The sequence below is a fragment of the Xanthobacter luteus genome (assembly GCF_040049235.1).
Lineage (GTDB): Bacteria > Pseudomonadota > Alphaproteobacteria > Rhizobiales > Xanthobacteraceae > Xanthobacter.
Window position 1 is genome coordinate 182,970 of record NZ_JBDZDO010000001.1, and the last position, 14,512, is coordinate 197,481.

Annotated in this window: 11 protein-coding genes; 8 read left to right on the forward strand and 3 right to left on the reverse strand. The window is 69.8% G+C overall.

The window, feature by feature from the left end:
- Positions 1–15: 15 nt before the first annotated feature.
- Both glmS and glmU read right to left on the reverse strand, forming a co-directional pair.
- On the reverse strand, positions 16–1,839 hold the full coding sequence (gene glmS, locus ABLE88_RS00975; RefSeq protein WP_348829483.1) for a glutamine--fructose-6-phosphate transaminase (isomerizing): 1,824 nt from the start codon (positions 1,837–1,839) through the stop codon (positions 16–18).
- 138 nt (positions 1,840–1,977) lie between these two features.
- Positions 1,978–3,336 carry a bifunctional UDP-N-acetylglucosamine diphosphorylase/glucosamine-1-phosphate N-acetyltransferase GlmU gene (gene glmU, locus ABLE88_RS00980; RefSeq protein WP_348829484.1) on the reverse strand — a complete coding sequence of 453 codons (1,359 nt, stop codon included), beginning with the start codon at positions 3,334–3,336 and terminating at the stop codon, positions 1,978–1,980.
- Between the two features lie 331 nt (positions 3,337–3,667).
- Between glmU and ABLE88_RS00985 the strand changes: the two genes are divergently transcribed.
- On the forward strand, positions 3,668–4,093 hold the full coding sequence (locus ABLE88_RS00985) for a hypothetical protein (protein WP_348829485.1): 426 nt from the start codon (positions 3,668–3,670) through the stop codon (positions 4,091–4,093).
- Here ABLE88_RS00985 and ABLE88_RS00990 read toward each other — a convergent pair.
- Entirely contained in the window at positions 4,053–5,690 is a 1,638-nt protein-coding gene (locus ABLE88_RS00990) for a glycoside hydrolase family 17 protein (protein WP_348829486.1), read from the reverse strand. The genes ABLE88_RS00985 and ABLE88_RS00990 overlap by 41 nt on opposite strands.
- A 187-nt stretch (positions 5,691–5,877) precedes the next feature.
- Here ABLE88_RS00990 and ABLE88_RS00995 point away from each other — a divergent pair, with 187 nt between their 5' ends.
- The 7 genes from ABLE88_RS00995 to ABLE88_RS01025 all read left to right on the forward strand — a co-directional run bounded on the left by ABLE88_RS00995 (position 5,878) and on the right by ABLE88_RS01025 (position 14,473).
- Positions 5,878–6,318: a hypothetical protein gene (locus ABLE88_RS00995; protein ID WP_348829487.1), complete on the forward strand. Its 441-nt coding sequence runs from the start codon at positions 5,878–5,880 to the stop codon at positions 6,316–6,318.
- Positions 6,319–6,530: 212 nt separating this feature from the next.
- On the forward strand, positions 6,531–9,242 hold the full coding sequence (locus ABLE88_RS01000; RefSeq protein ID WP_348829488.1) for a glycosyltransferase: 2,712 nt from the start codon (positions 6,531–6,533) through the stop codon (positions 9,240–9,242).
- Between the two features lie 124 nt (positions 9,243–9,366).
- Positions 9,367–10,050: a molybdenum cofactor guanylyltransferase MobA gene (mobA, locus tag ABLE88_RS01005; RefSeq protein ID WP_348829490.1), complete on the forward strand. Its 684-nt coding sequence runs from the start codon at positions 9,367–9,369 to the stop codon at positions 10,048–10,050.
- A 124-nt stretch (positions 10,051–10,174) separates the two neighbouring features.
- Positions 10,175–11,482 (forward strand): citrate synthase, encoded by a 1,308-nt coding sequence (gene gltA / locus ABLE88_RS01010; protein WP_348829491.1) that lies wholly within the window; start codon positions 10,175–10,177, stop codon positions 11,480–11,482.
- 238 nt (positions 11,483–11,720) lie between these two features.
- Positions 11,721–12,974, forward strand: coding sequence for a threonine ammonia-lyase (locus tag ABLE88_RS01015; RefSeq protein WP_348829492.1), 1,254 nt, complete (start codon positions 11,721–11,723; stop codon positions 12,972–12,974).
- Positions 12,975–13,098: 124 nt separating this feature from the next.
- Complete coding sequence (locus ABLE88_RS01020; RefSeq protein WP_348829494.1) at positions 13,099–13,644, forward strand: RDD family protein; 546 nt, start codon at positions 13,099–13,101, stop codon at positions 13,642–13,644.
- Positions 13,645–13,723: 79 nt separating this feature from the next.
- Positions 13,724–14,473 (forward strand): arginyltransferase, encoded by a 750-nt coding sequence (locus ABLE88_RS01025; protein ID WP_348829495.1) that lies wholly within the window; start codon positions 13,724–13,726, stop codon positions 14,471–14,473.
- Positions 14,474–14,512: the final 39 nt, after the last annotated feature.

Genomic DNA, 14,512 nt, shown 5'->3' on the forward strand with positions numbered 1-14,512 from the left:
CTGCCGGCCGCTCCCTTATTCCACCGTCACCGACTTCGCGAGGTTGCGCGGCTGGTCGACGTCGGTGCCCATGATCACCGCCGTGTGGTAGGCGATCAGCTGGACCGGGATGGAATAGACCATCGGGCAGATGGTCGCCGGCATCTCCGGCAGGATCAGCTTCTGGATCGCGTCCACGCGGGCCTCGGCGGCCCCCTTGGGGTCGGTGACGAGGATGATCTTGCCGCCGCGCGCCGCCACCTCCTCCATGTTGGAGACGGTCTTGTCGAAGATCCGGTCGTGCGGGGCGATCACCACCACCGGCATGGTCTCGTCGATCAGCGCGATCGGGCCGTGCTTGAGCTCGCCGCCGGCATAGCCCTCGGCGTGGATGTAGGAGATTTCCTTCAGCTTCAGCGCCCCTTCGAGCGCCAGCGGGAAATTGGTGCCGCGGCCGAGATAGAGCACGTCCTGCGCCTTCGCCAAAGTGCGCGAGAGCACCTCGATCTCGGGCGAGAGCTTCAGCGCCTCGGTCATGAGGCGCGGCACCTCCATGAAGGCGCGCACCAGGCGGTGCTCGTCGTCCTGCGACAGCAGGCCCTTGGCGCGGCCGATGGCGACCGACAGGCAGGCGAGCGTCGCCAATTGGCAGGTGAAGGCCTTGGTGGAGGCGACCCCGATCTCCGGACCGGCGAGGATCGGCAGCACCGCGTCCGCCTCCCGGGCGATGGTGGAGGTCGGCACGTTCACCACCGCCAGCACCTTCTGGCCGCACTCCTTGGCGTAGCGCAGCGAGGCGAGCGTGTCCGCGGTCTCGCCGGACTGGGAGATGACGATGGTGAGCCCGCCGGGGGTGAGCGGCGTCTCGCGGTAGCGGAACTCGGAGGCGATGTCGGTGGAGACCGGAACCCGGGCGAATCGCTCAAGCCAGTATTCCGCCACCGCCCCCGCATAGAGCGCGGTGCCGCAGGCGGTGATGGAGATGTGCTGGATCTCGGCGAGGTCGAACGGCAGGTCGGGCAGCGCCACGGTCTCGGCGGCAAGGTCGAGATAGTGCGAGAAGGTGTGGGCGATCACCTCCGGCTGCTCGTAGATCTCCTTGGCCATGAAGTGGCGGTGGTTGCCCTTGTCCACCAGCAGCGCGCCCGCCGGCACCTTCTGGATCGGCCGCTCGACGATGCGCCCGCTCTCGTCGCGGATCTCCACGCCTTCGCGGGTGAGCACCGCCCAGTCGCCCTCCTCCAGATAGGAGATGCGGTCGGTGAACGGGCCGAGCGCGATGGCGTCCGAGCCGAGGAACATCTCGCCCTTGCCGTAGCCGATGGCGAGCGGCGAGCCGCGCCGGGCGGCGATCATCAGATTGGTCTCGCGGTCGAACAGGAAGCCGAGCGCGAACGCGCCCTTCAGGCGCGGCAGCACGGCCGCCACCGCCGCCGCCGGGCTCTTGCCGGCGAGCAGCTGGCGATCGACCAGCTGCGCCACCACCTCGGTGTCGGTGTCGCTGGAGAAGACGACGCCCTCCGACTCCAGCTCGCGCTTCAGCTCGCGGAAATTCTCGATGATGCCATTGTGCACCACGGCGACGCGCTTGGTGGCGTGGGGATGGGCGTTGCGCTCGGAAGGCTTGCCGTGGGTCGCCCAGCGGGTGTGGCCGATGCCGGAATGGCCGCCCATGGGATGCTTGTCGAGCTTGTGCTCCAGGTTCTTGAGCTTGCCTTCGGCCCGGCACACCTCCAGGTGGCCGTGCTCGAGGGTCGCGACCCCGGCCGAGTCATAGCCGCGATATTCGAGGCGGCGGAGGGATTCCACCACCTTCTCCGCCACCGCGTCCTTGCCCAGAATGCCGACGATGCCGCACATGCCGTGATGCTCCCCCGATGTCGTGGCGCCCGCCGCCCCTGCGGGCCCTGCTCCTCAATGATGCACCGCAAACCTGAACGCCGCCTTGTCTAGCGCGATCCGGGTTGCGGTCGGCATCACTTCGCCTTTCGGTTCCTGTCAGGTGTCGGACTTGTCCTTCTCCTTCGCGCGGCGCTCCCGGAAGGCCTTGGCCCAGCCCTCCTTCACCACCTGGCGGCTGCGCGCCAAAGCGAGGGCGTCGTCCGGAACGTCCTCGGTGATCACCGCGCCGGTGCCGACGAAGGCGCCCTTGCCGATGCTCACCGGCGCCACCAGAGCGGCGTTGACGCCGATGAAGGCGCCCGCGCCGATCTCGGTGCGGAACTTGGAGAAGCCGTCATAATTGCAAGTGATGGTGCCGGCGCCGAGATTGGCGCCCGCCCCCACATGGGCGTCGCCCACATAGGACAAGTGGTTCACCTTGGCGCCGCTTTCAATGTGGGCCGCCTTGGTCTCCACGAAATTGCCGATGCGCACCCCGCTCTCGAGCCACGTGCCGGGCCGCAGCCGCGCATAGGGGCCGATGGTGACGCCCGGCTCCAGCACCGCGCCCTCCAGGTGACAGAAGGCGTGGATCACCACGTCGTCCCCCACCCGCACGCCCGGGCCGAACACCACGTTCGGCGCCACCAGCACGTCGCGGCCGAGCACCGTGTCGGCGCAGAAGAACACCGTCTCGGGGGCGACCAGCGTCGCCCCGCCGGCCATGGCGGCGCGGCGCAGGCGCGCCTGCATGATCGCTTCCGCCTCGGCGAGCTGGAGCCGGCTGTTGACGCCGGCCACCTCCTCCACGTCGGCCTCGATGGCGACGGCGGGAAGGCCGGCCGCGCGGGCGAGCACCACCGCGTCGGTGAGATAATATTCGCTCTTGGCATTGGCGTTGCCGATGCGCTCGAGCAGCGCCAGCGCGTCCTTGCCGGCGAGCGCCATCAGCCCGGCATTGCAGAAGCCGATGGCGCGCTCGGCCGCGCTCGCGTCCTTCTCCTCGCAGATCGCGACCAGCGCCTCGCCGTCGGTGACGAGGCGGCCATAGCCCGCGGGGTCGGCCGGGCGGAAGCCCAGCACCGCGACGCCGGCGCCGGCGGCGAGCGGCGCGCGCAGGCGCTCCAGGGTCGCGGGCGTGACCAGCGGCGTGTCGGCATAGAGCACCAGCACGTCGTCCGCGCCCGCTTCCAGCGCCCGGCGGGCGGCGAGCACCGCATGGGCGGTGCCGAGCCGCTCGTTCTGCACGAACACCTGCGCGTCCGGCGAGACCCGGTGCGCCTCGGCGGCGACGTCGTCCCGGTTCGGCCCGATCACCACGGCGGTGGCGGTGGCGCCCGCTTGCGCGGTGGCGGCGAGCACATGGTGGAGCATGGTGCGCCCCGCCACCTGATGCAGCACCTTGGGCCGCTTGGAGGCCATGCGCGTGCCCTCCCCGGCGGCGAGCACGACGACCAGCAGGCTGCGATCTCCCATCAGCGTTCCCCCCCGGACACCCATCGCGGACATTCCATCGCCGGCCGCGCCGACGCGGACCGCGGGCCAGAATCGCGGCGCGCACAGCGGCGCCGGGCCAATCCCTTAGAGCGGACCGCGCCTTTGGGAAAGCGCCCGCGGCGCCGCGCTCCGAGGATCAAGCAGCGGCAGCCCGGCGCGCGGCGCCCGGCGCCGGCCCCACTGGACCGGCCTCGGCGCCCGGCGTATGAGGCAGGAGCACGCCGCAACGGGCCGGCCGCGTCGACCGGCGGACCGACGGCGCCGGACGACGGGAACCGGGCAACGGGCGACGGGAATTGGCGACCGGACCATGAGCGACATCGGCACCGACCCCTCACGCAGCGACGCCGACGCCGGCGGGGGCACCCTGTTCCGCCCCGGCCCGCGGACCCTCAACTGGCTCATTCCTCTCGGCATGGGCGCGGTCGGCTGGGCGCTCTATGTGCGCTTTCTGGTGCTGGAGCCGGCCTTGGTGCGCCTCGCCTGCGAGGCCGGGCTGGAGAGCGCCCAGTGCTACACCCGCACCGCCGTGCTCGCGCTTTATACCTGGGACGTGTTCGGCGCCATCGCGCTCGCCGCGGCGGCGATGCAGCTGGTGCGCCCGAGCCTGCCGGCCTTCGCGGTGGGGCTCGCCTTCTCGGGACTGGCGCTGGTGTTCCACAACGAGCTAGCCGGCGCGCTCGCCGCCATGGGGCTCATGCTGTCCTTTGCACGGCCAGGACCCGCCACACCGTGAGCGATACGGCAAGGCACAGCCCGCCGAACCACGCCGCCTGCCAGTTGGCGAGGGTCTCGTTGAGCGGAATGTAGATCGCCGCGCCGAGGAAGGCGTAGCGCGCGATCTCCTCGGTGGCGGACAAACCGGTGCGCGCCGGCCGCAGCAGCAGCGCCAGGACCAGCACGCCCAGCGCCGGCCCGGTGAGCACGAAGTCCGGAAAATCCTTGTAGCGCGGGTTGAACACCAGTTCGAGCGCGGCGACCCCCACGGCGGTCAGCGTCGCCGCCAGAACCAGCCCCGCCACCAGGGCCGGGCCGCGCGCCCGCGCCCGCCGCGCGGGATCGAGCAGGTGCGAGAGCGCCACCAGCCCCTGCCCGCGCCCCACCAGCCACGGCAGCGCGACCGCGCTGGCCAGCGCCAGCGCGAAGAAGGCGCCGTTGCGCAGCCAGCCGAACACGCCGAGGCTTTCGAGCTGCAGGTTGACCCCGGCCTGGCCGAGGGTCGCGCCCGAGGCGAGCGCGAGCGCGCCCACCGCGGACCAGTCCAGATTGCCCATGGGGGCGCCGTTGGGCGCGCCGCGCTCGCCGGCGCGGGCGCCCCAGATGGCGGCGCCGTGGGCCGCCGCCACCACCAGCACGCCCACCAGGATGTTCACCGGCCAGAACGGGAAATCGGAGATCGGCGCGCCCCAGGCGAACTTGGGCGCGCGCGCATGGGCGTCGAGCAGGCCCCAATGGCCGCCCACCGTGCCCTCGCTGCGCCGCTTCCAGGGCTGGTCGAACGCCTCGATGAAATTCACGCGGTAGTTTTGGCGCTTGGCGAGCGCCATGAGGTCGTGCAGCACCAGAGCCTGGCTCGCCGGCGAGGGCAGCGCCTCCTCGCGCATGCGGCCGGCGCTGGGCCAGCCGGTCTCGCCGATCAGGATCTCCTTGCCCGGGAAGGCGTCCGCCATTTCGTGGCGGATCCGGTCCACGTGCGGCCCGGCCTCGGCGGCGGAGACCGGCAGGTCCTCCCAATAGGGCAGGATGTGGATGGTGACGAAGTCGACGTCCGCCGCGAGGCCCTTGTTGCGCTCCCAGAATTCCCACACGTCGGCATAGGTTACCGGGATCGGCGCCACCTTGGCGCGCACGTATTTGAGCGTGTCGGAGAGCTCCATGGGCGACATCTCGCCGCGCAGCAGCACCTCGTTGCCGACCACCAGGCCCTTGATGACGTCGCGGTTCTCGTTGGCGATGCGGATGCTCTCGTCGAGCTCCTGCCGGTTGCGCTCGGGATCTGCGCTCAGCCACACGCCCATGAGCAGAGCGAGCTTGTGCTTGCGGGCCAGCGCCGGCGCCTTGTCGAGCCCGGCCTCGATGGAATAGGTGCGCACGCAGGCGGTGAGCGGGGCGAGGCGGGCGAAATCCTGGTCGATCTGCACCTCGGGAATGGCGAGCGGGCGATCGAACGGCGACTGCCCGTCGCGGAACGGCGCATAGGAGACGCAGGGCAGCTTCTCGCCGGGGGCGAGCGGCGACGGCGGCATCGCCACTTTCTGTCCGACCAGCGCCCAGAGCACGGCGAGCAGCGCGCTGACGACCAGAGCGGAGGCGATCGGCATTCGCAGGGACAAGGGAAATTCTCCCGGGGCGGGACCAGACACGCCACATAGAGGTTTCCCCCTCGGCTGGGAAGCCGCTTGCCCGGCCCCGCCGCCCCACGCCACCCTGCGGAAGCCGCGTCGTCATGCTGACAAAATCCCCACCATCTCCTAGGGTGTCTCCGCCGACCGCCGCTCCCTTCCGATGAAAATGGCCGACATGCACAGCTCTCGCCTTACGCTCCTCGTGGGCGCAGTCCTCCTCGCCTGCCTCTCCCCCGTCGCGGCCCAGACCCAGGGCACCGACCAGAAGCCCGCCCAAGAGCTGACCCCGGAGCAGAAGGCGGCCCAGGAGGCCCAGCGCCGCTCGGTGGAGGAGTTCAACGAGGCGGCCAAGCTGCCGGGCACCGCCGGGCTGCCGGAATGCGTGTGGACCGGCCGGCGCATCGCCGCTTTGCTGTGGCGCGACGACGTCGACACCGCGCGGCGCCACATCGAGATCTACGAGCGCTTCGGCTGCCCGACCGAGCACCTGAAGCTGGCCTTCCGCTGCCTGGTGCGGCAGGGCAATCTGGACCAGAAGGCGCAGGCCAACCTCAACAGCCGGGCGCACCAGTGCTGGGTTAACCCTGATTTCATTGCCGCACCGGCGCAGCAATGACATCATGTGTCGGACGCACCCTTGTCGAACGGCCGCCACACTCCCCATTTATCTCCTTATTCGAGAGTGTTAGTCTCTCGGTGCGGTGCAACGACAAGACGCACGGCCGACTGCGGGGGCAGGTCGAAACGGTGCCCCGGTAAGTCTCCTGGAACCCTCCGCCCTAAGCCAGCGTTCGGGGGGTGAACTTCCCTTCTTGGGTGGGCATTGCCATGCGTCCCGGTCTTGCTGCTGCGGCGGCGATCATTGCGGTTGTGACCTCGTTCCACGCCGCGATGTGGCTTTCTTTGCGTCCAGAGGCCGAGGCTCCGAACATCACGGAGCGCTTCCGCAGCCTCTCCTTCGCGCCCTTCAGCCGGCACATGAGCCCGGAGGGCGAGGCGGTGACCAACGCCGACCAGATCCGGTCGGACGTGAAGGCGGTGGCGCCCTATTCGCGCGCCATCCGCACCTATTCCTCCACCCACGGCAAGGAACAGATCGCGGCGATCGCCGGCGAGCAGGACCTGCGCGTGACCGCGGGCGCCTGGCTCAACCGCGAGACCGACAAATACGGCGCCCCCGATCCCAAGGCCAAGGCCGGGAACGACAAGGAGATCGCCAACGTCATCGAGATCGCCCGGCGCAACCGCAACGTGGACGCCGTGGTGGTCGGCAACGAGACCATGCTGCGCGGCGACATGAAGGAAGCCGAGCTCGCCGCACTGATCCGCAAGGTCAAGCGCCAGGTCAACGTGCCGGTGACCACGGGCGAGATCTGGAACACCTGGCTCGAGACCCCCGAGCTCGCCTCGTCCGTGGACTTCATCTACGCCCATATCCTGCCCTATTGGGAGGACGTGCCGGCGGACCAGGTGGTGGACTACACCATCAGCGCCTACAACCGCCTGCGCGCCGCCTATCCCGGCAAGCGCATCGTCGTCGGCGAGTTCGGCTGGCCCTCGCACGGCTACAACCGCGGCGCCTCGGTGCCCGATCCCATGTGGCAGGCCAAGATCATCCGCGATTTCGTGGCGCGCGCGGACGCGCTCGGCATCGAGTACAACATCATCGAGGCGTTCGACCTGCCCAAGAAGCAGAACGAAGGCTCGGTGGGCCAGTATTGGGGCGTGTTCGACGCCGACCGCAACCTCAAATTCCCGCTCACCGGCCCGATCTTCGAGACCACCTACAACCAGACCGCGATCCTGGCGCTGCTGGTCGGCGTTTTGTTCGCCCTGCCGCTGCTGCGCATGCGCGAGGTGACGATCTCGCAGGGCTTCGTGCTCGCCGGCGCCGGCAATGCGGTCGCCGCCTGGCTGGCGCTAGTGGTCGACTATTGGATGAACCACTATGTGATGGGCGGCGACTACGTCACCCTGGCGCTCAGCGTCCTGATGCTGGTGCCGCTGGTGTTCGTGCTGCTCTACCGCATCGAGGAGCTGGCGGCGGTGGTGTTCGGCCGCGGCCCGGTCCGGCTGGTGGAGGCGCAGAAACCCTCCGCGCCCTCGCGCTTCCCCAAGGTCTCCATCCACGTGCCCGCCTATCGCGAGCCGCCGGAGATGCTGAAGCAGACCATCGACGCGCTCGCCCGGCTCGAATATCCCAATTTCGAGGCCGTGATCATCGTCAACAACACGCCGGACCCGGCGATGGTGGAGCCGGTGCGCGCCCATTGCGAGCTGCTCGGCGAGCGCTTCAAGTTCATCAATGCCGAGAAGGTCGCGGGCTTCAAGGCCGGGGCCCTGCGCATCGCGCTCGAGGCCACCGCGCCCGACGCCGAGATCATCGGCGTCATCGACGCCGATTATGCGGTCACCCCGGACTGGCTGAAGGACCTCGTGCCGGTGTTCGAGGACCCGACCGTGGGCCTGGTCCAGGCGCCGCAGGACCACCGCGACGGCACGCGCAGCCTGCTGCACGAGGCCATGAACGCCGAATATGCCGGCTTCTTCGACATCGGCATGGTCCAGCGCAACGAGGACGACGCCATCGTCGTGCACGGCACCATGTGCCTGATCCGCCGCGCCGCCATGGTGGAGGCCGGCAATTGGTCGTCCGACACCATCTGCGAGGACACCGACCTCGGCTTGTCCATCGCCGAGAACGGCTGGAAGACCCATTATACCCGCAGGCGCTACGGCTACGGCCTGCTGCCCGACACCTTCGAGGCGTTCAAGAAGCAGCGCCACCGCTGGGCCTATGGCGGCTTCCAGATCATCAAGAAGCATTGGCGGCGCTTCCTGCCGAGCCGCTCGCGCCTGACCACGGCCCAGCGCCGCCACTTCGTGCTCGGCTGGATCTCCTGGCTCGGCTCGGAATCGGTGGGCGCCTTCATGGCCCTCGCCTCCCTCGCCTTCGTGCCGTTCGTGCTGCTGTTCGGCGTGTCGGTGCCGGCCTATGTGCTCACCCTGCCGATCGTCGCCACCTTCCTGATCTACGCTCTGCACTTCGTCAGCCTCTACAAGCTGCGCGTCGCCTCCACGCCGCTGCGCATGCTGGGCGCGGCGATCGCGGCGAGCGCGGTGCAGTTCACGGTGGCGAAGGCGGTGCTGGACGGGTTCCGCTACAAGGACCTCGCCTTCGCCCGCACCGCCAAGGGCAACAACTGGCTCGCCGGGGCGGCGCGCTCGTTCCCGGCGCTGCCGGAGGCGAGCATCGGCGCTCTGCTGCTGCTCGCGGGCATCGCCCTGCTGGCGCTCAACAACCTGCCGGGCGTCGCGCTGACCAAGAACGACTGGCGCCACATCCGGGAAATCAATCTCTACGGGATTGCGCTCATGGTGCAGAGCCTGCCGTTCGTCGCGGCGGCCCTGATCGGCGCCTTCGAGCCCTCGCGCCTGAACGACGCCGCCACCTGGCGGGCGCTCGGCACGCGGATCGCGGCGGTGCCGCGCCGCCTCGGCCTCGCCGCTCCGCCGGCGCCGCCGGCGGTGGCCGAGTGAGGCTCGGGGCGCCCGGGACCGGGCCGGACCGGTTGGCGCCGAAGACCTCGGGCTGACGATCTCGGGGTGAGACCCTGCCTGCGAACGCCCGGCCCCGCGCCGGGCGTTCTGCTATGCTGGCCCCATGTCCGGCCGCGATGCCCCTGCCTCTCCCACCGCCCCGCTGCCGTCGGACCCGGCCGCGCCGCGGGCGCCGACGGTGATCGGCCTGATCCTCGCCGGCGGCCACGGGCGGCGCATGGGCGCGTCCGCCGCGGGAGCTTTGCCCAAGCCGATGGTGCTGCTCGGCGGGCGGCCGCTGGCGGCGCACGTGGCCGAGCACCTGCGCCCCCAGGTCGCCCGCCTCTATGTCAGCGGCAATGATGCGGATGCGCTCGCCCCGCTCGGCCTGCCGGTGATCGCCGATGCCCTGCCCGACCGGCCCGGCCCGCTCGCCGGCGTGCTCGCCGGGCTCGATCTGATCGCGGCACAGATGCCCGGCGCCTTGCTTCTGACCGCTCCGGCCGATGCGCCTTTCCTGCCGCCGGACCTCGCCGCCCGGCTGCTCGCGGGGCTGCCGGAGGGGGGCGGGCCGGCCTGCGCGTCGTCCCTCGGCCGGCGCCATCCGGTGGTGGCGCTGTGGCCGGTTGCAGTCCGCGGGCGGCTGCGCGCGCTGCTCGCGGCCGGCGAGCGCCGGGTCGGGCTGGTGATCGACCTGCTCGGCGGCGCAGCAATTGGCTGGGACGGCGGCACCGACGACCCGTTCTACAATGTGAACACCCCGCAAGAGCTTGCTATTGCACGTGCGCGCCTGGCTGCCCGTTCCTGAACCATGGTCACGCTTGCGGCAGGATTGGGGAGGGTTTAGGACTGCGATAAGGCGACTTCGCATCCGCGAAGACCGCCGCGGGGCTCACGCAAGGGCGCCACTCCGCCCGAAGGATGAGGAAGCCATGGACGCCACCAACACCGGGGCCAAGGCAGCGCAGCTGACCGTGGGGGACAAGAGCTGGGAACTGCCCATCCACGCGGGGACCATCGGTCCGGACGTGGTGGACATCGCCAAGCTCTACGGGCAGACGGGGATGTTCACGTACGATCCCGGCTTCACCTCCACGGCCTCGTGCGAGAGCAAGATCACCTATATCGACGGCGACGAGGGCGTGCTGCTCTATCGCGGCTACCCGATCGAGCAGCTGGCCGAGAACGGCGACTTCCTCGAGACCTGCTATCTGCTGCTCTACGGAGAGCTGCCCACCGCCGCCCAGAAGGCCGACTTCGACTATTCCGTGACCCGTCACACGATGGTTCACGAGCAGATGACGCGCTTCTTCCAGGGCTTCCGGCGCGACGCCCACCCGATGGCCATCATGGTGGCCTCGGTCGGCGCGCTCTCGGCCTTCTATCACGACTCGACCGACATCTCCGATCCGCACCAGCGCCTGATCGCCTCGATCCGCATGATCGCGAAGATGCCGACCCTGGCGGCGATGGCTTATAAGTATTCCATCGGCCAGCCCTTCGTCTATCCGAAGAATGACCTGGACTATACGTCGAACTTCCTGAATATGTGCTTCGCGGTGCCGTGCGAGGAGTACAAGGTCAGTCCGGTGCTCTCCAAGGCCATGGACAAGATCTTCATCCTCCATGCCGACCACGAGCAGAACGCCTCCACCTCCACCGTTCGGCTCGCCGGCTCGTCCGGCGCCAATCCCTTCGCCTGCATCGCCGCCGGCATCGCCTGCCTGTGGGGGCCGGCCCACGGCGGGGCCAACGAGGCGGCGCTGCGGATGCTGATGGAGATCGGCCACGTCGACCGCATCCCGGAATACATCAACCGCGCCAAAGATAAGAACGACCCGTTCCGGCTCATGGGCTTCGGCCACCGGGTCTACAAGAACTACGATCCGCGCGCCAAGATCATGCAGCAGACCTGCCACGAGGTCCTCGGCGAGCTCGGCATCAAGGACGACCCGCTGCTGGACGTCGCCATCGAGCTCGAGCGCATCGCGCTGCACGACGACTATTTCGTCGAGAAGAAGCTCTATCCGAACATCGACTTCTATTCGGGCATCACGCTCAAGGCGATGGGCTTCCCCACCACCATGTTCACGGTGCTGTTCGCGCTCGCCCGCACCGTGGGCTGGATCGGCCAGTGGAAGGAGATGATCGAGGACCCGAGCCAGCGCATCGGCCGTCCCCGTCAGCTCTATACCGGCGCCGCCCTGCGCGACTACGTGCCCATGTCCAAGCGGCGCTGAGCCGCTCATGGGCTGAAGACAAAGGGGCGCGGCCTTGGGGCCGCGCCCTTTTCTTTTGCCGGACCCTTTGCTCCGGCTCGTTTGATCCGGGGTCACCTTCGGCTCCGCTCCTGCGGCCGCGATCCGGATCTGCTCCAATGTGGCGGCGCCGGCGCCCGATCGGCCGGCGGCCCATGGACAAGCCCGGTATTTTTCCCCTCAGATGGCCGCCCCACCCGACCGGCACGAAGGAAGCCCCATGTCCCTGCCCGCCCCCGCCGATGCCGGCCTGCCGGTCACCCTCGCGGACGTGGAGGCGGCGCGCCCGCTGCTCGCCGGCGCCATCCTGCGGACCCCGACCCTGCGGGCGCCGCGGCTGTCCGCCCTCACCGGCGCCGACGTGTGGGTGAAGTATGAGAACTTCCAGGTCACCGCCTCGTTCAAGGAGCGCGGCGCGCTGGTGAAGCTCGCCCGCCTGTCGCCGGACGAGGCGCGGCGCGGCGTGGTCGCCATGTCGGCCGGCAACCATGCCCAGGCGGTGGCCTGCCACGGCACGCGGCTCGGCATCGCCACCACCATCGTCATGCCGGAGACCACGCCCCAGGTGAAGGTGATGGCCACCGAGGCGTTCGGCGCCAGCGTGGTGCTGTTCGGCGACACGGTGGCCGACGCCCAAGGCGAGGCGGAGCGGATCTCGCGCGAGGAGGGCCGCGTGTTCGTCCATCCCTATGACGATCGCGACGTGATCGCCGGCCAGGGCTCCATCGGCCTGGAGATGATCGAGGACGGGCCGCAGTTCGACGCGGTGCTGGCGCCCATCGGCGGCGGCGGGCTCGCCTCCGGCGTCGCCCTCGCCTTCGCCGGCCGTTCGCCCGGCACCGAGATGGTGGGGGTCGAGGCGGCGCTCTACCCGGCCATGTGGTCGATGCTCACCGGCATCGCCCGGCCCTGCGGCGGACCGACGCTCGCCGAGGGCATCGCGGTCCACAATGTGGGCGCGCTGACCAGCACCATCATCCGCGCTTTGGTGCCGAGCATCGTGCTGGTGGACGAGACCGCTTTGGAGCGGGCGGTGAACGCCTTCCTCACCAACCAGAAGACGCTGGCCGAGGGGGCCGGCGCGGCCGGCCTCGCCGCTTTGCTCACCGAGCCCGAGCGCTTCGCCGGCCGCACCGTGGGTCTCATTCTGTGCGGCGGCAACATCGATCCGCGCATGCTCGCCGGCATCCTCCTGCGCGAGCTCGAGCGCGAGGAGCGCATCGTCTCCTTCCGCCTCACCATCCTCGACCGGCCGGGCATGCTGGGGCGCATCGCCACGCTGCTCGGCAAGCTCGGCGCCAACATCCTGGAGGTGCACCACCGGCGCACCTTCCTCGACGTGCCGGCGAAGGGCACCCGCCTCGATCTGACGGTGGAGACCCGCGACCAGGCCCACGCCCAGGCGATCGAGGCGGCGCTGGAGGCGGAGGGGCTGCCGGTGCAGCGGCTCGGCGCCGGCGGCGTCGACTGGTAGGCTCATGCCGGGACGAAGCGCGGGAAGGTGCGCGCGAACGCACGCACGTACTTGCGTCGCGCGGCGCCGATCCCCACCTCTTGCGCTTGGATGAGGACCATCGGCCCCCAAGGAGCCCCGGCCCATGAGTGACCCGTCGAGCCAGACCCGCGAGCCGCCCCGCATCGGCGTCTCCAGCGAACCCCGGCCCCACGCTTACGACCCGGTGGCGCAGCCGGAATATTTCGACGGCGTGCTCTCGCGCCGCATCGTCGCCTTCTGCGTCGACGCGATGATGATTCTCGGGCCGATCATCCTGTTGGCGGTGTTCATCTTCGTGTTCGGCATCGTGACGCTCAGTCTGGGCTGGATGCTGTTCCCCCTGCTCGGTCCGGCGTTCGTGGTCTGGGCCATCTGCTACAACGCCATCACCCTCGGCTCGCCGGCCTCGGCGACGCTCGGCATGCGACTCATGGACCTCGAGATGCGCACCTGGTACGGCGCGCCCTGCTATTCCCTGCTCGGCGCGGTCCATGCGGTGTGCTTCTGGGTCTCGGTCTCGGTCGGCACCCCGCTGGTGCTCCTGGTCGCCCTGTTCAACGGCCGGCGCCGGCTGCTGCACGATTTCCTGGTGGGCACCGTGGTGGTGAACAACGAGGGCCGCGCCGCCATGCTGCGCCGCCGCACCTGAAATTTGCGTGCCGAGGCGCCTTGGCCTTTGACCGGACCGCAAGCTCCGGCGATGCTGTCACGGTTCGAGGCGTGAGACCGTGAGCGAGCACCCGCGCGACACACCGCAATTCTACCTCACCGCGCCCTCCCCCTGCCCTTACCTGCCGGGCCGGGAGGAGCGCAAGGTGTTCACCCACCTCGTGGGCGAGCGGGCCGGCGCGCTCAACGACGTGCTGACCCAGGGCGGCTTCCGCCGCAGCCAGTCGATCGCCTACCGCCCCGCCTGCGAGGGCTGCCGGGCCTGCGTTTCGGTGCGGATCTGCGTCGACGACTTCGTGGTGTCGCGCTCGTTCCGGCGGGTGCGGACCGACAATGAGGACCTCGTGGGCGCGGTGAAGCCGCCCACCCCCACCTCCGAGCAATACGCGTTGTTCCGCTCCTACGTCACCGCCCGTCACGGCGCCGGCGGCATGGCGGACATGAGCGTGCTCGACTACGCCATGATGGTGGAGGACACCCATGTGGAGACCCGCCTCGTGGAGTACCGCAAGGCCGGCCCCGACAGCCGCATCCTCGGCCGCGGCGCCGGCGATCTGATCGCGGTGGCGCTCACCGACATCCTCTCCGACGGCCTTTCCATGGTCTATTCCTTCTACAACCCGAACGTGGCGCACCGCTCGCTCGGCACCTTCCTGATCCTCGACCACATCGAGCGGGCGCGCGAGATGAAGCTGCCGTTCGTCTATCTCGGCTACTGGGTCCAGGGCTCGAAGAAGATGGACTACAAGCGCCGCTTCCTGCCGCAGGAGCGGCTCTCGCCCCAGGGCTGGGAGCGGGTGGAGGCCTGAGGCCCTCGCACGGTCGCCAGGCGCACGCGCGCGCTATCA